Annotated in this window: 20 protein-coding genes and 3 tRNA genes; 18 read left to right on the top strand and 5 right to left on the bottom strand. The window is 69.6% G+C overall.

Annotated features, from left to right (window positions below; genetic code table 11):
• Positions 1–315 precede the first annotated feature (315 nt).
• Complete coding sequence (locus LIV37_RS22010; protein WP_020869318.1) at positions 316–762, top strand: MscL family protein; 447 nt, start codon at positions 316–318, stop codon at positions 760–762.
• Positions 763–907: 145 nt separating this feature from the next.
• Here the strand turns inward: LIV37_RS22010 and LIV37_RS22005 are convergent, their stop codons facing one another.
• On the bottom strand, positions 908–2146 hold the full coding sequence (locus LIV37_RS22005; protein ID WP_121824646.1) for an amidohydrolase family protein: 1239 nt from the start codon (positions 2144–2146) through the stop codon (positions 908–910).
• Positions 2147–2319: 173 nt separating this feature from the next.
• On the opposite strand from LIV37_RS22005, the gene LIV37_RS22000 reads away from it, so the two are divergent.
• Both LIV37_RS22000 and LIV37_RS21995 read left to right on the top strand, forming a co-directional pair.
• The gene (locus tag LIV37_RS22000; RefSeq protein WP_373920641.1) at positions 2320–3165 is read left to right on the top strand and encodes a DUF1206 domain-containing protein; all 846 of its coding nucleotides are present in this window, start codon (positions 2320–2322) and stop codon (positions 3163–3165) included.
• Between the two features lie 690 nt (positions 3166–3855).
• A complete protein-coding gene (locus LIV37_RS21995) occupies positions 3856–4323 on the top strand; it encodes a DUF3574 domain-containing protein (RefSeq protein WP_020869315.1) in 468 nt (155 codons plus the stop codon).
• Positions 4324–4379: 56 nt separating this feature from the next.
• On the opposite strand, the gene LIV37_RS21990 is transcribed toward LIV37_RS21995, so the two are convergent.
• Both LIV37_RS21990 and LIV37_RS21985 read right to left on the bottom strand, forming a co-directional pair.
• Positions 4380–5045, bottom strand: coding sequence for an NAD(P)H-binding protein (locus tag LIV37_RS21990; protein WP_020869314.1), 666 nt, complete (start codon positions 5043–5045; stop codon positions 4380–4382).
• Positions 5046–5069: 24 nt separating this feature from the next.
• On the bottom strand, positions 5070–6350 hold the full coding sequence (locus tag LIV37_RS21985) for an amidohydrolase family protein (RefSeq protein ID WP_020869313.1): 1281 nt from the start codon (positions 6348–6350) through the stop codon (positions 5070–5072).
• A 228-nt stretch (positions 6351–6578) separates the two neighbouring features.
• Here LIV37_RS21985 and LIV37_RS21980 point away from each other — a divergent pair.
• The 6 genes from LIV37_RS21980 to LIV37_RS21955 all read left to right on the top strand — a co-directional run bounded on the left by LIV37_RS21980 (position 6579) and on the right by LIV37_RS21955 (position 9243).
• Positions 6579–6651, top strand: a tRNA-Thr gene (locus LIV37_RS21980).
• A 59-nt stretch (positions 6652–6710) separates the two neighbouring features.
• A tRNA-Met gene (locus LIV37_RS21975) sits at positions 6711–6783 on the top strand.
• Positions 6784–6870: 87 nt separating this feature from the next.
• Positions 6871–7035: a 50S ribosomal protein L33 gene (gene rpmG / locus LIV37_RS21970; RefSeq protein ID WP_009715907.1), complete on the top strand. Its 165-nt coding sequence runs from the start codon at positions 6871–6873 to the stop codon at positions 7033–7035.
• An 84-nt stretch (positions 7036–7119) separates the two neighbouring features.
• The gene (locus LIV37_RS21965; RefSeq protein ID WP_020869312.1) at positions 7120–7590 is read left to right on the top strand and encodes a MaoC family dehydratase N-terminal domain-containing protein; all 471 of its coding nucleotides are present in this window, start codon (positions 7120–7122) and stop codon (positions 7588–7590) included.
• Complete coding sequence (locus LIV37_RS21960; RefSeq protein ID WP_020869311.1) at positions 7587–8021, top strand: MaoC family dehydratase; 435 nt, start codon at positions 7587–7589, stop codon at positions 8019–8021. The genes LIV37_RS21965 and LIV37_RS21960 overlap by 4 nt, the downstream gene beginning before the upstream one ends.
• Positions 8022–8187: 166 nt before the next feature.
• Positions 8188–9243, top strand: a complete 1056-nt coding sequence (locus LIV37_RS21955) for a UDP-N-acetylmuramate dehydrogenase (protein WP_020869310.1) — start codon at positions 8188–8190, stop codon at positions 9241–9243.
• Positions 9244–9264: 21 nt separating this feature from the next.
• On the opposite strand, the gene LIV37_RS21950 is transcribed toward LIV37_RS21955, so the two are convergent.
• Together LIV37_RS21950 and LIV37_RS21945 are read right to left on the bottom strand one after the other, a co-directional pair.
• Positions 9265–10284 carry an adenosine deaminase gene (locus tag LIV37_RS21950; RefSeq protein ID WP_121824647.1) on the bottom strand — a complete coding sequence of 340 codons (1020 nt, stop codon included), beginning with the start codon at positions 10282–10284 and terminating at the stop codon, positions 9265–9267.
• A gap of 232 nt (positions 10285–10516) precedes the next feature.
• On the bottom strand, positions 10517–11779 hold the full coding sequence (locus LIV37_RS21945) for a pyridoxal phosphate-dependent aminotransferase (RefSeq protein ID WP_020869308.1): 1263 nt from the start codon (positions 11777–11779) through the stop codon (positions 10517–10519).
• Positions 11780–11960: 181 nt separating this feature from the next.
• Between LIV37_RS21945 and LIV37_RS21940 the strand changes: the two genes are divergently transcribed.
• From LIV37_RS21940 to rpoB, 9 genes are all read left to right on the top strand, one after another.
• A tRNA-Trp gene (locus LIV37_RS21940) sits at positions 11961–12033 on the top strand.
• 107 nt (positions 12034–12140) lie between these two features.
• Positions 12141–12431, top strand: a complete 291-nt coding sequence (gene secE, locus LIV37_RS21935) for a preprotein translocase subunit SecE (RefSeq protein WP_020869307.1) — start codon at positions 12141–12143, stop codon at positions 12429–12431.
• 84 nt (positions 12432–12515) lie between these two features.
• The gene (gene nusG / locus LIV37_RS21930) at positions 12516–13358 is read left to right on the top strand and encodes a transcription termination/antitermination protein NusG (RefSeq protein WP_020869306.1); all 843 of its coding nucleotides are present in this window, start codon (positions 12516–12518) and stop codon (positions 13356–13358) included.
• Positions 13359–13538: 180 nt separating this feature from the next.
• Positions 13539–13973 carry a 50S ribosomal protein L11 gene (rplK, locus tag LIV37_RS21925; protein WP_020869305.1) on the top strand — a complete coding sequence of 145 codons (435 nt, stop codon included), beginning with the start codon at positions 13539–13541 and terminating at the stop codon, positions 13971–13973.
• 95 nt (positions 13974–14068) lie between these two features.
• The gene (gene rplA / locus LIV37_RS21920; protein WP_020869304.1) at positions 14069–14788 is read left to right on the top strand and encodes a 50S ribosomal protein L1; all 720 of its coding nucleotides are present in this window, start codon (positions 14069–14071) and stop codon (positions 14786–14788) included.
• A 148-nt stretch (positions 14789–14936) separates the two neighbouring features.
• The gene (locus LIV37_RS21915; protein WP_476718414.1) at positions 14937–15827 is read left to right on the top strand and encodes an SCO4651 family lipoprotein; all 891 of its coding nucleotides are present in this window, start codon (positions 14937–14939) and stop codon (positions 15825–15827) included.
• Positions 15828–16102: 275 nt separating this feature from the next.
• The gene (gene rplJ, locus LIV37_RS21910; protein ID WP_020869302.1) at positions 16103–16666 is read left to right on the top strand and encodes a 50S ribosomal protein L10; all 564 of its coding nucleotides are present in this window, start codon (positions 16103–16105) and stop codon (positions 16664–16666) included.
• An 84-nt stretch (positions 16667–16750) separates the two neighbouring features.
• Positions 16751–17140, top strand: coding sequence for a 50S ribosomal protein L7/L12 (gene rplL, locus LIV37_RS21905; protein WP_020869301.1), 390 nt, complete (start codon positions 16751–16753; stop codon positions 17138–17140).
• A gap of 608 nt (positions 17141–17748) precedes the next feature.
• Entirely contained in the window at positions 17749–21231 is a 3483-nt protein-coding gene (gene rpoB / locus LIV37_RS21900; RefSeq protein WP_020869300.1) for a DNA-directed RNA polymerase subunit beta, read from the top strand.
• Positions 21232–21316: the final 85 nt, after the last annotated feature.

Genomic DNA, 21316 nt, shown 5'->3' with positions numbered 1-21316 from the left:
CGGCCGTAAGGGGGAAGAGCGAGCCCGGTGGCCGGTGTGTTCACGGCCACGTCGCACCGGAGCGCCGGCGTGGTCACGGTGCTCGGTGACTGAATGATTCAAGGCCGGGCGAAGGACGTCAATCCTCGCGGCACAGCTTATTTCATTGCATGACTTAAGTCGTCTCGGAAAGCCTCGGCGGTCGAGGTCCGGTTCCGGCATCGTGCGCGGGGACCTGCCGCCGTACGGGCGGCCGTCCGTCGTGGCGCACCGCGGGGTCCGTAAGACCGCTCCTAGGGTGGTGATTCCCCCGTATCAGAACAGAGAGGGCGGATCGTGCTCAGGGGCTTCAAGAACTTCCTCATGCGCGGTGATGTCATCGTTGTCGCCGTCGGCCTGGTCACAGCGCTGGCGTTCTCGACGCTGATCAAGGCGTTCACCGACTCCGTGATCAACCCGGTCATCGCCCGGCTCCAGGGCGGCAAATCGGCCGGGCTCGGCTGGCAGCTCGGCGACCAGGGGAACACCTCGACCTACCTCAACATCGGGTCGTTCATCTCCGCCCTGATCTACTTCATCATCTTCATGGGCGTCATCTACTTCCTGATCGTCGTGCCGTACAAGTACACCCAGCGCCGCCGCGGCGCGGAGGTCTTCGGGGAGCCGGGCCCGCTCAAGACCTGCCCGGAGTGCCTCGCCGAGGACCTCCCCGCGGCGGCGCGCAAATGCCGCTACTGCGGCTCGGACCAGCCGCGCACGAGCGAGCCGCCGCGTACGGCCTAGCCGCCCGCGGGGCCCGGTCGCGGCGCGTGGCCTGGCCTCCCGCGGGGCCCGGTCGCCGCGCGTGGCCTGGCCTCCCGCGGGGCCCGGTCGCCGCGCGCGGCCTGGCCGCCCGCAGGACCCGGTCGCCGCGCGCGGCCTGGCGGGGCTAGCCGCCCGCCCCCGCCCGCCGCCCCCGGTCGAGGTCCAGCTCCAGCATGCGGATCGCGTTGCCGCGGAGGATCTTGTACGTGGTCTCGGGGGAGAGGTCGGCCACATGCTCGGCGGCGATGCGGCGGGTGTGCGGCCAGGTGGAGTCGACGTGGGGGTAGTCGGTCTCGAAGGTGGCGTTGTCCACGCCGACCGTGTCCAGCGAGGCGACCCCGTGCTTGTCGCGGAAGAAGCAGCAGAAGATCTGCCGGTAGTAGTACGTGGACGGCGGCTCGGGGATGAGGTCGCGGACGCCGCCCCAGGCGCGGTGCTCCTCCCAGACGTCGTCGGCGCGCTCCAGGGCGTAGGGGATCCAGCCCATCTGGCCCTCGGCGTAGGCCAGCTTCAGGCGCGGGAAGGAGACCAGGACGCCGCTGAAGAGGAAGTCCATCATCGACGCCATGGCGTTGTTGAAGCTCAGCGCGGCCTGGACGGCCGGCGGGGCGTCGGGGGAGGCGGCGGGCATCTGGGAGGAGGAGCCGATGTGCATGCACACGACCGTCCCCGTGGCCTCGCACTCGGCGAAGAACGGGTCCCAGTAGCCGCTGTGGATGCTGGGGAGCCCGAGGTAGGTGGGGATCTCGCTGAAGGTCACCGCGCGGACGCCGCGGGCCGCGTTGCGGCGGATCTCCCGCACGGCGAGGTCGACGTCCCACAGGGGGATCAGGCAGAGCGGGATGAGGCGGCCGCCGCTGTCGCCGCACCACTCCTCGACCATCCAGTCGTTGTACGCGCGGACGCACGCGAGCCCGACCTCCTTGTCCTTCGCCTCGGCGAAGGTCTGGCCGCAGAAGCGGGGGAAGGTCGGGAAGCACAGTGACGCCTCGACATGGTTGAGGTCCATGTCGGCGAGCCGGTCCTTGGGGTCCCAGCAGCCGCGGCGCATCTGCTCGCGGGTGATGCCGTCGAGGGTCATCTCGTCGCGCGAGAAGCCGACGGCGGCGATGATCCGCTTGTAGGGGAAGAGGTCGTCCTCGTACCTCCACCAGTCGGTCAGCTGGCCTTCCGGGTCGGTGGTGAACTTGTACTTGCCGCCGATGTAGGCGAGTTCGCCGATCCCGGCCGTAAGGGGCTTGGGGCCGCGGTCCCGGTACTTCGCCGGGAGCCAGGTCTCGAAGAGGTGCGCGGGCTCGATCACGTGGTCATCGACGCTGATGACCAGGGGCAGCTCGGTGGTGCCGTTCGTCTCGCCGGTCATCTCGCCATCTCTCCCCGGTCGCCTCGTGGTGGTCCTGTCCGTTCCCTTCGATCTGACGGTTCGTCAGATTCGGTGGCGGCAGCGTAGGGCGGATCGCTTCAACCAACAAGAGAAGGTCCCGTTTCCACATGTACGTCCAGGGCAAACGATGAGCGACAACTGGGGAGGAAACGGTGAACGCATCGTCGATCGCACGCGGATTGGGTTCGGCAACGCGCACACGCACCCCGCGCGAGGCGGGCACCCGGGCCATCGAGGCGGCGGCCCGCTGGGGGCTGGCCACCCGGGGCGTGCTCTATCTGCTCATCGGCGTCCTGGCGCTGCGCATCGCCTCGGGTGACCACGCCGAACAGGCCGACCGGGGCGGGGCGCTCCAGATCCTCGCCAAACAGCCGTTCGGCGCGGCGCTGGTCTGGGCGGTCGGCATCGGGCTGGTCTGCATGGCGCTGTGGCGGCTGTCCGAGGCGGTCTTCGGGGCCGCGGGCCCGGACGGGCGCGCGGCAAGGAAGCGGCTGGCGGGGGCGGCCCGCGCGGTCTTCTACGGCGTCGTCGCGTACTCGGTGCTCTCCTTCGCCACCGGCGAGCAGGGCAGCGGTTCCAGCGACCGGCAGTCGAAGGACGTGACGGCCCGCGCGCTCGACCTGCCGTACGGCCGGTGGCTGGTCGCCGCCGCCGGAACCGCGGTGGCCGTGGCGGGGATGTGGATCGCGGTACGGGCCATCCGGTGCGGCTTCCGCAAGCACCTCAAGGTGAGCGCGATGTCCCGGCGGACACGCCGGGCCGTGGAGGCGCTCGGGATCTGCGGCGGGGTGGCCCGCGGGGCGGTGTTCGCGGTGGCGGGCGGCTTCGCGCTCACGGCCGCGGTGCGCTACGACCCGGCCAAGGCGAAGGGCATCGACGACACCCTGCGGACCTTCGCCGGGACGGCGGCGGGGCCCTGGCTGCTGATGGCGGTGGCCCTGGGGCTGGCGCTCTTCGGGGTGTTCTCGTTCGCGATGGCCCGGTGGCGCAAGGTCTGAGCGACGCCCTGGGCCGGGCGGTCCCGGCCGGGGCCGCTGCCGCCTGACGCCGAACCGGCCCAGCCCCCGCGCCCCGCGCGGATGCGCCCCGTTAGGCGCCCTTGCCGAGATCCTCGGCGCCTCGTGCGGATGTGCCTCGGGTCCTGCACGGACGTGCCTGGCGCCTCGTGCGGATGTGCCTCGGGTCCTGCACGGACGTGCCTGGCGCCTCGTGCGGATGTGCCTCGGGTCCTGCACGGACGTGCCTGGCGTCTCGTGCGGATGTGCCTCGGGTCCTGCACGGACGTGCCCGGCGCCTCGCGCGGATGTGCCTCGGGTCCTGCACGGACGTGCCTGGCGTCTCGTGCGGATGTGCCTCGGGTCCTGCACGGACGTGCCTGGCGTCTCGTGCGGATGTGCCTCGGGTCCTGCACGGACGTGCCTGGCGTCTCGTGCGGATGTGCCTCGGGTCCTGCACGGACGTGCCCGGCGCCTCGCGCGGATGTGCTCCGCGTCTCGCGGGGATGTGCCTGGCGTCTCGCGGGGATGTGCCCGGCGCCCCGAGCGGAGGTGCTCCGCGCCCCGTGCGGATGTGCCTCGGGCCCTGCGCGGACGTCCCCCGCGCCTCGCACGGATGTGCCTCGCGTCTCGCGCGGATGCGCCCCGTAAGGCGCCCTTCCCGAGGGTCTCCGGCGTCGGGACGATCGGACGATGCCGACCATGAAGCCACGCGTCCGTCTCGCCGCCGTCGGGGCGGCCTTCGCTCTCGCCGCCGCCACCCCCGTCGCCGCCTACGCCGCGCTGGACGACCCGCCCGACGCGGCGGGCTCCGGCGCCGTGGGCCGGGGCAAGCCGTACGTCGAGACCCGGCTCTTCTTCGGTACCGAGCGCCCCGACGGCGGGCCGCCCGTCACCGAGAAGCAGTTCCTGGCCTTCGTGGACCGGCGGATCACCCCGCGCTTCCCCTCCGGCCTGACGATCCACGACGGCCGGGGGCAGTGGCGGGACCAGAACGGGACGATCGAGCGGGAGCGCTCGTACGAGGTGGTCCTGCTCTACCCGGCCTCCGAGGCGGGGGCGCAGGACCCGCGGATCGAACGGATCCGGACGGCGTACGAGCGCCAGTACGCCCAGGAGTCCGTGGCCCGGGCCGACGCCCCGGCCCGGGTGGACTTCTGAGCGGTCGGGCCGGGCCGACCCGGCCCCATCACCCCCGCTCGGCGGCCGCCCTACGCTCACCCCTGCTCGGCGACCGCTCCCACCGCGTCCGCCACCGCCGTGTCGCCGTTGATCAGCTCCAGCGTGCGGCCCGCCGTGCGGGGCTCGTCCAGGAGGGCGACCAGGACCGCGGCCACATCGTCGCGGGTGATCTCGGCGCGGCCGGTGCGTTCGGCCAGCTTCACCCGGCCGGTGCCCGGGTCGTTCGTCAGCCGGCCCGGGCGCAGCACGGTCCAGTCGAGGCCGGCCCGGGCGCGGATGTCGTCGTCCGCCGCGGCCTTGGCGCGCAGGTAGGCGGCGAAGACCGGGTCGGTGTCCGGCGGCGGCTCGTGGGAGGCGCCGGTCGAGGAGACGATCAGGAACCGCCGGGCCCCGGCCCGTTCGGCCGCGTCCGCGAAGAGCACCGCGGACCGGTGGTCGACGGTGTCCTTACGGGCGGCACCGCTGCCGGGGCCCGCTCCGGCCGCGAAGACGGCCGCGTCCGCATCCTCCAGGTGCTTGACCACGTCCTCCAGCGAGGCCGACTCCAGGTCGCAGACGACCGGTTCGGTGCCCGACGCCAGCAGGTCGCCCGCCTGTTCCGGCTTGCGGACGATGCCCGCCACTTCGTCTCCGCGCGCGGTGAGCAGCCGCTCCAGCCGCAGCGCGATCTGTCCATGTCCACCAGCGATGACAATGCGCATGATCCCGACCGTACGCCGTGCGGCCTACTGTTGCTCGCCGCCGCTCTGCGGCCGTGCCTGCCGGGGCAGGTCCAGCGCCGCCGCGGCCGCCGAGTCGCAGTACTCCCGCACCGCGCTGGTACGGGCCACCACCCGCCCCCGGTGCACCACGACCCTGCTGTACGCGAGCGAAAGCACCCCCGCGAGGCCGTCACCGCGCACCGCGAGCAGCTCAGCCGGGAACCCGGCCTCCACCCGCACCTCGGCGAGCCCCATCGCGGCCCGCGCCCGCGCGCACACCGCCTCGTACGCCTCATCAGGGCGCGACTCGCCCCGGGACGCCAGCAGAAAGGCGGCCTCGAGGGGGTCGCCGCGCCCCACGGGGTTCACCGCGTCCCGCAGCGCCCCGCTGCCCGCGGCCACCCGGACGCCCGCGGCGCGCAGCAGCCGCACCGGCGCGCAGGCGCGGGTGCGCGCTCCCCGCATGCCCTGGTGCTCCAGCCCGGCGCAGTCGCCCTGGGGGAGACAGACGACGGCCACCCCGGCCGCCGCCAGCCGCTCGGCGATCCTCCCCGCCGTCTCCGCGGGCAGCCGGGACAGCCCGCCGCAGGGTCCGATGGTGACGCCCGGCCGCAGACCCCCGGCCATCGCCGCGAGCCGGGCGAGGCGGGCCGGGTCGTCACCGTCCGTGTGCAGATCGACGGCGCACCCGTGGCGCGCGGCGAGGTCGAGGACGGCCTCGGCGTGGCCGGTCGGATCCGGGTCGAGGTCGGGGCAGCCGCCGATGACCGACGCGCCCATCCTCACCGCGTCCCGCAGCATCGCCAGACCGTCCGCCCCGGCGGCGCCGGTCAGCACCCGGGGCACCGCCACCGCGCTCAGCTCCGTGAGCCCGCGCAGCACCCGGCCGGCCTCCAGGACCGCGTCCAGGGAGCGCAGCCCGTGCACCCCGCCGATGCGGACATGGGTGCGCAGCGCCGTCGCGCCGTGGCCGAGTTGGAGCAGGGCGGCCTCGACAGTGCGGCGCTGGACGTCCCCGGGGGCGTACGGGACCGGACCCGCCGTGTCGGCCGTAAGGGCGGTGTCGCAGTGGGCGTGGGGTTCGGCGGGGGCGGGCAGCAGCAGATAGCCGCCGAGGTCCAGCCGGGTGCCGGGGACGAGACTGCCCGCCGTGCCGACGGCCTCGATCCGCCCGCCGCTGAGCCGGACGTCCACGGTGCGTCCGTCGGCGAGCCGGACGCCGCCGAGCACCAGGGCGGTGGGCTCGCCGGGGGCCGCTCCGCCGTTCCTGGGCGGCTGTTGCGGCTGCTGCTGGCTCTCGGGCATCGCGCTCCTGGGATTCGCGCCGAGCACGCGACGGGTGACGCGCCGGGCACGCGTCGGATGCGTGCGCAGCCAAGATCACGTGGGTGCGAAGCGAAGCCTAGGACGAGGTGGGGGCGGCTTCGCGGAGGAGCCGAATAGTCGTACCGGTGTGGTGCATGAGTCCAGGGTGACGAGGGGCCGATACGGATTTCACCTTCGGCGGCCGACCGTGTAATGTCTTCATCGCTCGCCCCAATAGCTCAGTCGGCAGAGCGTCTCCATGGTAAGGAGAAGGTCTACGGTTCGATTCCGTATTGGGGCTCTGATGTGTGAGGCTTCTCGTTCAGCTACGCTGGTTGAGCGGGGAGTCACTCGCATCACAGCGGTGTAGCTCAGTCGGTAGAGCAAGCGGCTCATAATCGCTGTGTCACCGGTTCAAGTCCGGTCACCGCTACTGACAGTAGCCGATTGTGGGGTCGGTCCTTCGATCGGCTACTCTTTCTGCGTTAATCCCCTAGCCTGTTCGTCAAGGAGCACTCACGTGGCTGCCACCGACGTCCGCCCGAAGATCACGCTGGCCTGCGTGGAGTGCAAGGAGCGGAACTACATCACCAAGAAGAACCGGCGCAACGACCCGGATCGTCTTGAGATCAAGAAGCACTGCCCGCGTTGCAACGCGCACACCGCGCACCGTGAGACGCGATAGCAATAAACTCTCATTCGAGGCCGCCCCCACTCGCGGGGGGCGGCCTCGTTTCGTTGGTAATTCAATCGCAGGAGGTGTGCGCCGATGGCGCTCGACCAGTCCTTCGTGGGGCGGACCTACCCGCCCACCGCCGCGTACGAGGTCGGCCGGGAGAAGATCCGGGAATTCGCCGAGTCCCTCGGTGACGCCAATCCGGTCTACACCGACCCCGACGCGGCCCGGGACCTCGGCTACCCCGATGTGATCGCCCCGCCGACGTTCATCTTCACGATCACCTTCAAGGCGGCCGGGAAGCAGGTTGTCGAGGACCCGCAGCTGGGGCTGGACTACAGCCGGGTGGTCCACGGCGACCAGCGGTTCGAGTACACCCGCCCGGTCCGCGCGGGGGACCGCCTGAAGGTCACCTCGATCATCGACTCGATCAAGTCGCTGGCAGGCAACGACATCCTGTCCGTCCGCGGCGAGGTCCACGACGAGGCGGGTGATCATGTAGCGACGTCGTTCACGACGCTGGTGGCCCGCGCCGCTGACGCAGAGGTGGAGGAGAGCAGATGACGGCCAAGATCTCGTATGACGCCGTGGAGGTCGGCACCGAGGTGCCGACGCGCGAGTTCCGGGTGAACCGCGCCGACCTCGTGCGCTACGCGGGCGCGTCGGGCGACTTCAACCCGATCCACTGGAACGAGAAGTTCGCCAAGGAGGTCGGCCTCCCCGACGTCATCGCGCACGGCGCCTACACCATGGCCGAGGCGGCCCGCGTGGTGACCGAGTGGGCCGGCGACCCCGGCGCCCTCGTCGAGTACGGCGTCCGCTTCACCCGGCCGGTCGTGGTCCCCAACGACGACAAGGGCGCGGTCATCGAGATCGGCGCCAAGGTGACCGCCAAGCTGGACGACGAGGCCCGTACGGTGCGCCTCGACATCACGGCGACCAGCGCCGGCCAGAAGGTGCTGGGCCGGGCCCGCGCCGTGGTACGGCTCGTCTGAGCCCCCGACCGCGCCCGATGCGGCCCCCGGGCGGATGAGAGCACGCCGGAGCGCGTGCGGCCCGTCCGAGCCCCTTACGGCCCGCAGGTCCGCCGGCCCCCGGATTCCCCACACCGGGGGCGGCCTCCTCCAGGGGGCCAGGGGGCGCCCCCGTACTCTTGAGCGCGTGCAGGAACTCCACGACGCCCCTCTCGCGCCCCTCACCACCTTCCGTCTCGGCGGACCGGCCAACCGGCTGCTCACGGCCACCACCGACGACGAGGTCGTCGCCGCGGTCCGTGCGGCCGACGCGGCCGGGACCCCACTGCTGGTGATCGGCGGCGGCAGCAATCTGGTCATCGCCGACAAGGGCTTCGACGGCACCGCCCTGCACATCGCCACCAGCGGCTTCACGCTCGACGACACCCGCCTGGAGCTCGCCGCGGGTGAGAACTGGTCGGCCGCCGTGGCCCGTACGGTCCGGGCGGGGCTCGCGGGCATCGAATGCCTCGCCGGAATCCCCGGCTCCGCGGGCGCGACGCCGATACAGAACGTCGGCGCCTACGGCCAGGAGGTCTCCGCCACGATCACCGAGGTGATCGCCTACGACCGCCGCGCCGACGAGGTCGTCACGATCCCGAACGCCGACTGCGCCTTCTCCTACCGCCACAGCCGCTTCAAGGCCGACCCCGACCGCCATGTGGTGCTCCGGGTCCGCTTCGAACTGGAGGACACGGACGGGCTCTCCGCACCCGTCCGGTACGCCGAGACCGCGCGGGTGCTCGGCGTCGAGGTGGGGGACCGGGTGCCGGCCGCCGTCGCCCGCGAGACCGTCCTGGGGCTGCGCGCGGGCAAGGGCATGGTGCTCGACCCCGGGGACCACGACACCTGGTCCGCCGGGTCGTTCTTCACCAACCCGGTCCTCGACCAGGACGCCCACGCCGCCTTCCTGGCCCGCGTCGCCGAACGCCTGGGCCCGGACACCGCGCCGCCCGCCTTCCCGGCGGGCGACGGCCTGATCAAGACCTCCGCGGCCTGGCTGATCGACCGGGCGGGCTTCACCAAGGGCTACGGCACCGGTCCGGCCCGGATCTCCACCAAGCACACCCTCGCCCTCACCAACCGCGGCCAGGCCACGACCGAGGACCTGCTGGCGCTGGCCCGCGAGGTGGTGGCCGGGGTCGAGGAGGCGTTCGGGATCCGGCTGGTCAACGAGCCGGTGACGGTCGGCGTGAGCATCTGATGTGAGTACTCACATGAGTGCTCAGCCCGCCAGCCAGCCGTCGATATCCGCCAGCATCCGCGTCCGGACCTCCTCCGGCGCGGCCGAGCCGCGCACCGACTGACGCGCCAGCTCGGCCAGTTCGGCGTCCGTGAAGCCGTGGTGCTCGCGCACCAGCTCGTACTGCGCCGCCAGCCGTGAGCCGAAGAGCAGCGGGTCGTCCGCCCCGAGCGCCATCGGCACCCCCGCGTCGTACAGCGTGCGCAGCGGGACGTCCTCCGGCTTCTCGTAGACGCCGAGCGCCACGTTCGACGACGGGCACACCTCGCAGGTCACCTGGCGCTCGGCGAGCTTGGCGAGCAGCCGTGGGTCCTCCGCCGCGCGCACCCCGTGGCCGACCCGGGCCGCGCCGAGGTCGTCCAGGCAGTCCCGCACGCTGCCGGGGCCCGACAGCTCGCCGCCGTGCGGCGCAGCCAGCAGCCCGCCCTCCCGGGCGATGGCGAAGGCCCGGTCGAAGTCGCGGGCGAATCCGCGCCGTTCGTCGTTGGAGAGGCCGAAACCGACCACGCCGCGGTCCGCGTGGCGCACGGCGAGCCGGGCCAGGGTGCGGGCCTCCAGCGGATGCTTCATGCGGTTGGCGGCGACCAGCACCCTGATCCCGAGACCGGTGTCCGCGGAGGCGCTCTCGACCGCGTCCAGGATGACCTCCATCGCCGGGATCAGCCCGCCCAGACGCGGGGCGTACGAGGTGGGGTCCACCTGGATCTCCAGCCACTGGGCCCCGTCCCGCACGTCCTCCTCGGCCGCCTCGCGCACCAGCCGCCGGATGTCGTCGGCCTCCCGCAGACAGGAGCGTGCGATGTCGTACAGCCGCTGGAAGCGGAACCAGCCGCGCTCATCGGTGGCGCGCAGCTTCGGCGGCTCACCGCCGCTCAGCGCCTCGGGGAGATGGACGCCGTACTTGTCGGCGAGTTCGAGGAGGGTTGCGGGGCGCATGGAGCCGGTGAAGTGGAGGTGGAGATGCGCTTTGGGCAAGCGGCGGACATCACGAACGCGTTCCAATCAACTCTCCGTTACTGCTAGGCTTCACTCCGTGCCGTAGGGCGCCGGGCAGGGCTTGTCCGTCATGAGACCACACAGCGGTCGAGTGAGAAGCCCCTTCGGGGGAGGAGTCACCTGCAGATACTGCCGCACAGGTCTGCGGACAGGCAGCCCGTTCTCCGAACGAGGACTGGCCTGAACACATAAGCGGGTTCCCGGCCATGGCCGGGAACCCGCTTATGTGCCTCGCGCCTTACGCGGCCGCCTCGCCCAGCAGCTTCTGCAGCCGGGAGACGCCCTCGACGAGATCCTCGTCGCCCAGTGCGTAGGACAGCCGCAGATAGCCCGGGGTGCCGAACGCCTCACCCGGCACCACCGCCACCTCGGCCTCCTCCAGGATGATCTCGGCCAGCTCCACGGTGGTCCGCGGCCGCTTGCCGCGGATCTCCTTGCCGAGCAGCCCCTTGACCGAGGGGTAGGCGTAGAAGGCGCCCTCCGGCTCCGGGCACTCGACGCCGTCGATCTCGTTCAGCATCCGCACGATGGTGCGGCGGCGGCGGTCGAACGCCTCGCGCATCGCGGCCACGGCGTCCAGGTCGCCCGAGACGGCGGTCAGCGCGGCGACCTGAGCGACATTGCTCACATTGGAGGTGGCGTGCGACTGGAGGTTGGTCGCGGCCTTGACGACGTCCTTGGGGCCGATGACCCAGCCCACCCGCCAGCCGGTCATCGCGTACGTCTTGGCGACACCGTTGACCACAATGCACTTGTCGCGCAGCTCGGGCACCACGACCGGCAGCGAGTGGCTGAGTCCTTCAGCGCTGGCGCGCGCGGCCGCGTCGCCGTAGACCAGGTGCTCGTAGATCTCGTCGGTCAGCACCCACAGCCCGTTGTCGGCGGCCCAGCGGCCGATCGCCTCGACCTGCTCACGGCTGTAGACCGCGCCGGTGGGGTTCGAGGGGGAGACGAAGAGCAGCACCTTGGTGTTCTTGGTGCGGGCCGCCTCCAGCTGCTCGACGGAGACCCGGTAGCCGGTCGTCTCGTCGGCGACGACCTCCACCGGGACACCGCCGGCCAGCCGGATCGACTCCGGGTAGGTGGTCCAGTAGGGCGCGGGGACGATGACCTCGTCGCCCGGGTCCAGGATCGCGGCGAACGCCTCGTAGATCGCCTGCTTGCCGCCGTTGGTCACCAGGATCTGGGCCGCCTCGACCTCGTACCCGCTGTCACGCAGCGTCTTCGCGGCGATCGCGGCCTTGAGCTCGGGGAGGCCGCCGGCCGGGGTGTAGCGGTGGTACTTCGGGTCGCGGCACGCCGCGGCCGCGGCGTCGACGATGTAGTCGGGCGTGGCGAAGTCGGGCTCACCGGCGCCGAAGCCGATCACCGGACGGCCCGCGGCCTTGAGGGCCTTGGCCTTGGCGTCGACGGCGAGGGTCGCGGACTCGGAGATCGAGCCGATCCGGGCCGATACCCGCCGGTCGGTCGGGGACTGTACGGGGGGAGTAGCAGCGGTCATAGATGCATCGTCGCAGACGGGCGAAATGGGTGGCACACGGGTTTGCGGAGACTTCGCGCGCTTCTCGTTCGACGCCCGGCCGTCAAGCACGTACACTCACTCGTCGTTGGCCGATCAACAGCCGGATCCGACCGCACACTCCGTGCAGCCGGGTGTATGCGGTAGGTTGGGAGTGCCGCAAAGGGTCGTAGCTCAATTGGTAGAGCACTGGTCTCCAAAACCAGCGGTTGGGGGTTCAAGTCCCTCCGGCCCTGCTACACGCACTGTGATGAGGGTGCGTGCATGCGTACGCAAGGACAAGCACCGCTGTGCGGCCGGGCCGGACGCGGCACGGCCACGACCCGGATTCAGGTGAGGACGAGTGACGGAAGCCCTTGGCTCCACCGCGACGCCTGAGAGCGGTCGTCCCGAGGATGAGGAGACGGCCAAGCGGGGTCGTCGTGGTGGCAAACGCGCGAAGAAGGGGCCCTTCGGCCGGCTCGCGCTCTTCTACCGCCAGATCGTCGCTGAGCTGCGGAAGGTCGTCTGGCCCACCCGCAACCAGCTGTCGACGTACACCAGCGTGGTGATCGTTTTCGTCCTCATCATGATTGGCATCGTGACCGTGATTGACTATGGGTTCAACAACGCCATCAAGTACGTCTTTGGCTGAGACCCTCGCGAAAGGCGGCCGCCGTCCCGGCGTCGCCTCTTTCGCACGTTCCACCCCCATTAAAGCCAGGAAGAAGCAGCCACAGTGTCTGACCCGAACCTGAACGACGCCGCCGAGCCCGTCGAGTCCCGTGAGGACGAGCTCGACATCGTCGAGGCGGCGGACTCCGACCAGGCTGAAGCGGCCGACGCCTCGGCGGGCGTCCCCGCCGAGGAGGACGCGCTGCGCGTCGAGGACGAGGACGCCCTCGAGACGGAGACGGCCCAGGCGGAGGACGCGGTCGAGACCGAGGCCGAGGCTGAGGCTGAGGTCGACCCGGTCGAGGCGCTCCGCGAGGAGCTGCGCGGGCTGCCCGGTGAGTGGTACGTGATCCACACCTACGCGGGCTATGAGAAGCGCGTGAAGGCCAACCTGGAGCAGCGTGCCGTCTCGCTGAACGTCGAGGACTTCATCTACCAGGCCGAGGTCCCCGAGGAAGAGATCGTTCAGATCAAGAACGGCGAGCGCAAGAACGTCCGGCAGAACAAGCTGCCCGGCTATGTGCTCGTCCGTATGGATCTGACGAACGAGTCGTGGGGCGTCGTCCGCAACACCCCGGGCGTCACCGGCTTCGTGGGCAACGCCTACGACCCGTACCCACTGACCCTGGACGAGATCGTCAAGATGCTCGCCCCCGAGGCCGAGGAGAAGGCCGCCAAGGCCGCCGCCGAGGAGAGCGGTATGCCGGCGCCGAGCCGCAAGGTCGAGGTCCAGGTGCTGGACTTCGAGGTGGGCGACTCGGTCACGGTCACCGACGGCCCGTTCGCGACGCTGCAGGCGACGATCAACGAGATCAACGCCGACTCGAAGAAGGTCAAGGGCCTGGTGGAGATCTTCGGCCGGGAGACCCCGGTCGAGCTGAGCTTCGACCAGATCCAGAAGAACTGAGTCTCTTCAGAACTGAGTCTCTTCACGAGAACTTCCGACAGGTCAGACGGGCTTTCGCAGCCGGTCTGACCTGCTCGGTTTTAAGGCGCACAGCTATACCCGTTATCGTTGTGCGGTATGCCTCCATCCGGATGATCCGGTTCGGAGGCGAACAACCTCTCACTAGGACCCGGAGAGAGCATGCCTCCCAAGAAGAAGAAGGTCACGGGGCTGATCAAGCTCCAGATCCAGGCCGGCGCCGCGAACCCGGCCCCGCCGGTCGGCCCCGCGCTGGGCCAGCACGGCGTCAACATCATGGAGTTCTGCAAGGCCTACAACGCCGCGACCGAGTCGCAGCGCGGCATGGTCGTGCCGGTGGAGATCACGGTCTACGAGGACCGCTCCTTCACCTTCGTGACCAAGACCCCGCCGGCCGCCAAGCTGATCCTCAAGGCCGCGGGCGTGGAGAAGGGCTCCGGCGAGCCGCACAAGACCAAGGTCGCCAAGATCACCCGCGACCAGGTGCGTGAGATCGCCACCACCAAGATGCCCGACCTGAACGCCAACGACCTGGACGCCGCCGAGAAGATCATCGCCGGCACCGCCCGCTCCATGGGCATCACGGTCGAGGGCTGACACCTCCCGAGTGGGGGCCGACAGCCCCCGCGGCCACCTGTGGCAGGGCCAAGCGCTGGCCCGGACCACGAACTCCACAGACATCAGGAGCAAGAGTGAGCAAGCGCAGCAAGACCCTCCGCGCTGCGGACGCCAAGATCGACCGGGAGCGCGCATACGCCCCGCTCGAGGCCGTCCGTCTGGCGAAGGACACCTCCGCCACCAAGTTCGACGCGACCGTCGAGGTCGCCATGCGCCTGGGCGTCGACCCGCGCAAGGCCGACCAGATGGTCCGTGGCACCGTGAACCTGCCGCACGGCACCGGTAAGACCGCCCGGGTCCTGGTCTTCGCGACCGGTGACCGTGCTGCGGCCGCGGAGGCCGCGGGCGCCGACATCGTCGGCTCCGACGAGCTCATCGACGAGGTGTCCAAGGGCCGCCTGGACTTCGACGCCGTCGTCGCCACCCCGGACCTCATGGGCAAGGTCGGCCGCCTCGGCCGGGTGCTCGGTCCGCGTGGTCTGATGCCGAACCCGAAGACCGGCACCGTCACCCCGGACGTGGCCAAGGCCGTCACGGACATCAAGGGCGGCAAGATCGAGTTCCGCGTCGACAAGCACTCGAACCTGCACTTCATCATCGGCAAGCTCTCGTTCGACGAGACGAAGCTGGTGGAGAACTACGCCGCGGCGCTCGAGGAGATCAACCGTCTCAAGCCGTCCGCCGCGAAGGGCCGCTACATCAAGAAGGCGACCCTGACCACCACGATGGGCCCCGGCATCCCGCTGGACGCCAACCGCACCCGCAACCTGCTGGTCGAGGAAGACGCCGTCTGAGGCAGTCCCTGATCGGCGCACTTTGGTGTGCAACCGCCGGGCCCCCGCACCGCGTCGAAGGTGCGGGGGCCCGGCGTCTTCCGTCGTCGGCCCCCTCCGCTAGAGTCACTCCGCAGACGTAAAAGAGAAATAAAAACTAGGGGGAGCCGTGCGCGGTACTCATGTCGGTGCGCGATGGGCGATAGCCGCTGGAAGCCTCGTTCTGATGGTCGGCCTCACCGCGTGCGGGAGCGAGAAGTCCGATGAGGACAAGGCCGGCGACAAGACCGGCGGCGACAAGTCCGGGCAGTCCGCGATGAGCCCCCTGGCGGCGCTCAAGCTCGCCTCGCAGCAGACGGACAAGAAGAACTCGGCCAAGGTCGAGGGCACCACCAAGATGGGCGAGCAGAACTCGCAGATGTCCGGCGACATGGACTGGGCCAACGGCATCCGGGCCAACATGTCCATCACGCAGAACGGCGGCGCCGTCGCCAACTCCCCGATCGCGGGCAAGCCGATGGACGCCAAGTACACCCCGGACGCCATGTTCCTGAACATGGGCGACGAGTTCGCCGCCCAGGCGGGCAGCGGCAAGCACTGGGTGAAGTACGACTACGACGTGCTGGCCCAGAAGGCGGGCCCCTCGGGCGCCTTCCTGAAGGACCAGATGCAGAACAACAACCCGTCGCGCTCGGTGGAGCTGCTGCTCGCCACGGGCAAGGTCAAGAGCGTGGGCAGCGAGGACGTGAAGGGCGTCAAGGCCACCCACTACACGGGCACGGTCAAGGTCTCCGAGATCGCCAAGATGCAGTCCAAGGAGCTCAGCCAGTCCGACCTGGACGCGCTGCAGAAGCAGCTGGAGTCCTCCGGTATGGACACCGAGACCATCGACCTGTGGGTGGACGGGGAGAACCTGCTGGTCAAGAAGCGTGAGCAGGCGCAGAGCAACAACGGCGCCTACGACTCCACGGTCTTCTACTCGGACTACGGCACCAGCGTGACCGTCACCGAGCCGTCCTCCTCGGACACCGTGGACTTCCAGGACATGCTCCAGCAGTAGAGCCGATTTGCCTGGCCGCGGCCCGTTCGCGTAATCTCATGGAGAAGCCAAAGACCGCTGGTTGTCGCCGTGTCCCGCAAGGGATCCGGTGGCTGAAGGATCCGCTAGCTGCGGGCGACCCGCGTAGGTGACTGAGGTTGCACTCCCGAACGGGCCGTGGGTCCGTGCCGGTCGAGTTACGCCCCGAGCGCCTGCGCCGGGGCGTTTTCGCATTAGTCCAGTCTCCTTCCTTCAGACCGAAGCGGTCCTCATCACCCGGAAGGAGGCCGAGGCTCATGGCGAGTCCTGACAAGGTCGCAGCCGTCGACGAGATGCGGGAGAAGTTCCGCAACGCGAACGCGGCCGTTGTGACCGCGTACACCGGTCTCACCGTTGCGCAGCTGAAGGAGCTGCGCCGTTCGCTCGGTGAGAACGCTCAGTACCGTGTGGTGAAGAACACGCTGACCAAGATCGCGGCCAACGAGGCCGGGATCAACCAGCTCGACGACCTGTTCTCGGGTTCGTCGGCCGTCGCCTTCGTGACCGGTGACCCGGTCGAGGCGGCGAAGGGTCTCCGTGACTTCGCCAAGGACAACCCCGCTCTCGTGATCAAGGGCGGTGTCCTTGACGGCAAGGCGCTGTCCGCCGACGAGATCAAGAAGCTCGCGGACCTCGAGTCCCGTGAGGTGCTGCTCGCCAAGCTGGCGGGTGCGATGAAGGCCAAGCAGTCCCAGGCTGCCGCGCTCTTCCAGGCCCCGCTGTCGAAGTTCGTCCGGACCGCCGAGGCGCTCCGGCAGAAGCAGGCCGAGCAGGGCGGTGCCGACACCCCGGCTCCCGCCGAGGCCGAGGCCGCCGAGTAGTCAGGCCCCGGTCGCAGCGGGCCCGGAAGCCCGCCGACATGTACATCCGGCACCACCTGCCGAATTAGTGGAAGGACCGCCACCATGGCGAAGCTCAGCCAGGACGACCTGCTCGCGCAGTTCGAGGAGATGACCCTCATCGAGCTCTCCGAGTTCGTGAAGGCCTTCGAGGAGAAGTTCGACGTCACCGCCGCCGCCCCGGCCGCCGTGGTCGCCGCCGCCCCGGGTGCCCCGGGCGCCGCTGCCCCGGCCGAGGAGGAGCAGGACGAGTTCGACGTCGTCCTCACCGGCGCCGGCGACAAGAAGATCCAGGTCATCAAGGTCGTGCGTGAACTGACCTCCCTGGGTCTGAAGGAGGCCAAGGACCTCGTCGACGGCACCCCGAAGCCGGTCCTCGAGAAGGTCAACAAGGAGCAGGCCGAGAAGGCCGCCGAGTCCCTCAAGGGCGCCGGCGCCTCCGTCGAGGTCAAGTGACCCCTCGAGGTCGGATGACCTCGCGGCCCGCCGCCACACGCCGGTAGGACGTCCGGCGGCGCGGCCCGGTTCCAAGCCAGGGGCGATCACCCGTTCGGGTGGTCGCCCTTCGGCGTTCCCGTGACGGTTACATTGCCTTATGGGTTTGTGGAGGTAGGGTGATCTTCGTTGCCCGCCGCCACGCCCTGTGACGATCTCGCCGGAGTGGGGGGCCTTGACGAACGGCACGCAGCGCGCAATTCTCAGGACGCGACGTCACACCGATCCAAAAGTCCGAGGCATGGATCGTCGGCGAAGCGGGCAGTATCGATATGCGCATCGACAGCGCGGGCTGCCGATAGGGCGTGAGAAGACAACGAGGGGCGGGCCCCCTCACCGGAGGGAGAGATTGGCACTGCCGGTCTCAGAAACTCGGCGCTGGACATCAGTGTGCCAAGTGGCTACACTGACCCTTTGCGCTGCCTGTTAGCTGCTCCCTGCCCGTCACCAGGGGCATACCTACCTTCGAGCACTACCGATGAAGACTCCCTGACCAGGGATTTCATCCATGGGCTCTCGGTGGGACCGGTACGCGCGTAGTGAGTCCGAGCCCTCGGAAGGACCCCCTCTTGGCCGCCTCGCGCAACGCCTCGACTGCCAATACGAACAATGGCGCCAGCACCGCCCCGCTGCGCATCTCCTTTGCGAAGATCAAGGAGCCTCTCGAGGTTCCGAACCTCCTCGCGCTGCAGACCGAGAGCTTCGATTGGCTGCTCGGCAATGCCGCGTGGAAGGCTCGCGTCGAGGCTGCGCTGGACAGCGGTCAGGACGTCCCCACCAAGTCCGGTCTGGAAGAGATCTTCGAGGAGATCTCCCCGATCGAGGACTTCTCCGGGTCGATGTCCCTGACCTTCCGTGATCACCGTTTCGAGCCGCCGAAGAACTCGATCGACGAGTGCAAGGAGCGTGACTTCACCTACGCCGCTCCGCTCTTCGTCACGGCGGAGTTCACCAACAATGAGACCGGCGAGATCAAGTCCCAGACGGTCTTCATGGGCGACTTCCCGCTCATGACCGACAAGGGCACCTTCTGCATCAACGGCACCGAGCGTGTCGTCGTCTCGCAGCTGGTCCGCTCACCGGGTGTTTACTTCGATTCCTCCATCGACAAGACGTCCGACAAGGACATCTTCTCGGTCAAGGTCATCCCCTCGCGTGGTGCCTGGCTGGAGATGGAGATCGACAAGCGCGACATGGTCGGTGTCCGCATCGACCGCAAGCGCAAGCAGTCCGTCACCGTCCTCCTGAAGGCGCTCGGCTGGACCACCGAGCAGATCCTCGAGGAGTTCGGCGAGTACGAGTCCATGCGCGCCACCCTGGAGAAGGACCACACCCAGGGCCAGGACGACGCGCTGCTCGACATCTACCGCAAGCTGCGCCCGGGCGAGCCCCCCACGCGGGAGGCCGCGCAGACGCTGCTGGAGAACCTCTACTTCAACCCCAAGCGCTACGACCTCGCGAAGGTCGGCCGCTACAAGGTCAACAAGAAGCTGGGTTCGGCCGCTCCGCTGGACGCGGGCGTCCTGACGGTCGAGGACGTCATCGCCTCGATCAAGTACCTGGTGAAGCTGCACGCCGGTGAGACCGAGACCGTCGGGGACAACGGCCAGGCCGTGGTCGTCGAGACCGACGACATCGACCACTTCGGCAACCGCCGCATCCGTAACGTCGGCGAGCTGATCCAGAACCAGGTCCGCACGGGTCTGGCGCGTATGGAGCGTGTCGTCCGCGAGCGCATGACCACGCAGGACGTCGAGGCGATCACGCCGCAGACCCTGATCAACATCCGGCCGGTCGTCGCCTCCATCAAGGAGTTCTTCGGCACCAGCCAGCTGTCGCAGTTCATGGACCAGACGAACCCGCTGTCGGGCCTGACCCACAAGCGCCGTCTGAACGCGCTCGGCCCCGGTGGTCTCTCCCGTGAGCGGGCGGGCTTCGAGGTCCGTGACGTGCACCCCTCGCACTACGGCCGCATGTGCCCGATCGAGACGCCCGAAGGCCCGAACATCGGTCTGATCGGCTCGCTCGCCTCGTACGGCCGGGTCAACGCGTTCGGTTTCATCGAGACCCCGTACCGCAAGGTGGTCGACGGTGTCGTCACCGACGAGGTGCACTACCTGACGGCCGACGAGGAGGACCGCTTCGTCATCGCGCAGGCCAACGCGCCGCTGACGGACGATCTGCACTTCGCCGAGAACCGCGTCCTGGTCCGCCGCCGTGGCGGTGAGGTCGACTACATCCCCGGCGACGACGTCGACTACATGGACGTCTCGCCGCGCCAGATGGTGTCGGTCGCGACCGCGATGATCCCGTTCCTGGAGCACGACGACGCCAACCGCGCGCTCATGGGCTCGAACATGATGCGCCAGGCCGTGCCGCTGATCAAGGCGGAGTCCCCGCTGGTCGGCACCGGCATGGAGTACCGCTGCGCGGTCGACGCCGGCGACGTCATCAAGGCCGAGAAGGACGGTGTCGTCCAGGAGGTCTCCGCCGACTACGTGACGGTGGCCAACGACGACGGCACCTACACCACCTACCGGGTGGCCAAGTTCTCCCGCTCCAACCAGGGCACCTCCTTCAACCAGAAGGTCGTCGTGGACGAGGGCGCCCGGGTGATCGCCGGCCAGGTGCTGGCCGACGGCCCGTCCACCGAGGACGGCGAGATGGCGCTCGGCAAGAACCTCCTGGTGGCGTTCATGCCGTGGGAGGGCCACAACTACGAGGACGCGATCATCCTCAGCCAGCGTCTGGTGCAGGACGACGTCCTCTCCTCGATCCACATCGAGGAGCACGAGGTCGACGCCCGGGACACCAAGCTGGGCCCCGAGGAGATCACCCGGGACATCCCGAACGTCTCCGAGGAGGTCCTGGCCGACCTCGACGAGCGCGGCATCATCCGCATCGGCGCCGAGGTCCGCGACGGCGACATCCTCTGCGGCAAGGTCACCCCGAAGGGTGAGACCGAGCTGACCCCGGAGGAGCGCCTGCTGCGGGCGATCTTCGGTGAGAAGGCCCGTGAGGTCCGTGACACCTCGCTGAAGGTGCCGCACGGTGAGACCGGCAAGGTCATCGGCGTGCGCGTCTTCGACCGCGAGGAGGGCGACGAGCTGCCGCCGGGCGTGAACCAGCTGGTCCGCGTCTACGTGGCGCAGAAGCGCAAGATCACCGACGGTGACAAGCTCGCCGGCCGCCACGGCAACAAGGGCGTCATCTCCAAGATCCTCCCGGTCGAGGACATGCCGTTCCTGGAGGACGGCACCCCGGTCGACATCATCCTCAACCCGCTGGGTGTCCCGTCCCGAATGAACCCGGGACAGGTCCTGGAGATCCACCTCGGCTGGCTGGCCTCCCGGGGCTGGAAGGTCGAGGGCTCCGAGGAGTGGATGCAGCGGCTGCAGGCGATCGGCGCGGACGAGGTCCAGCCCGGTACCAACGTCGCGACCCCGGTCTTCGACGGCGCCCGTGAGGACGAGATCGCCGGTCTCTTCGATTCGACGATCCCGAACCGCGACGGCGACCGTCTGGTCCAGTCGTCCGGCAAGGCCCGGCTGTTCGACGGCCGCTCCGGCGAGCCGTTCCCGGACCCGATCTCGGTCGGCTACATGTACATCCTCAAGCTGCACCACCTGGTGGACGACAAGCTGCACGCCCGGTCCACCGGTCCGTACTCGATGATCACCCAGCAGCCGCTGGGCGGTAAGGCTCAGTTCGGTGGCCAGCGATTCGGCGAGATGGAGGTGTGGGCGCTGGAGGCTTACGGCGCCGCGTACGCCCTCCAGGAGCTGCTGACCATCAAGTCCGACGACGTGACCGGCCGCGTGAAGGTCTACGAGGCCATCGTCAAGGGCGAGAACATTCCCGAGCCCGGCATCCCCGAGTCCTTCAAGGTGCTCATCAAGGAGATGCAGTCCCTGTGCCTCAACGTGGAGGTGCTGTCGTCCGACGGCATGTCCATCGAGATGCGCGACACCGACGAGGACGTCTTCCGCGCTGCGGAAGAGCTCGGTATCGACCTGTCCCGGCGCGAGCCGACCAGCGTCGAAGAGGTCTGACGGGTCTGGCCGGGGCGGTTCGTACCGCGACTGCCCCGGCCTCTCCCCGGACCCCCAGTCAGACCCGAAGACACGACCCTGAAAG

The sequence above is a fragment of the Streptomyces rapamycinicus NRRL 5491 genome (genome assembly GCF_024298965.1).
Lineage (GTDB): Bacteria > Actinomycetota > Actinomycetes > Streptomycetales > Streptomycetaceae > Streptomyces > Streptomyces rapamycinicus.
Note: the sequence above shows the minus strand (reverse complement) of the source record. Positions and strands in the feature narration are given on the sequence as shown.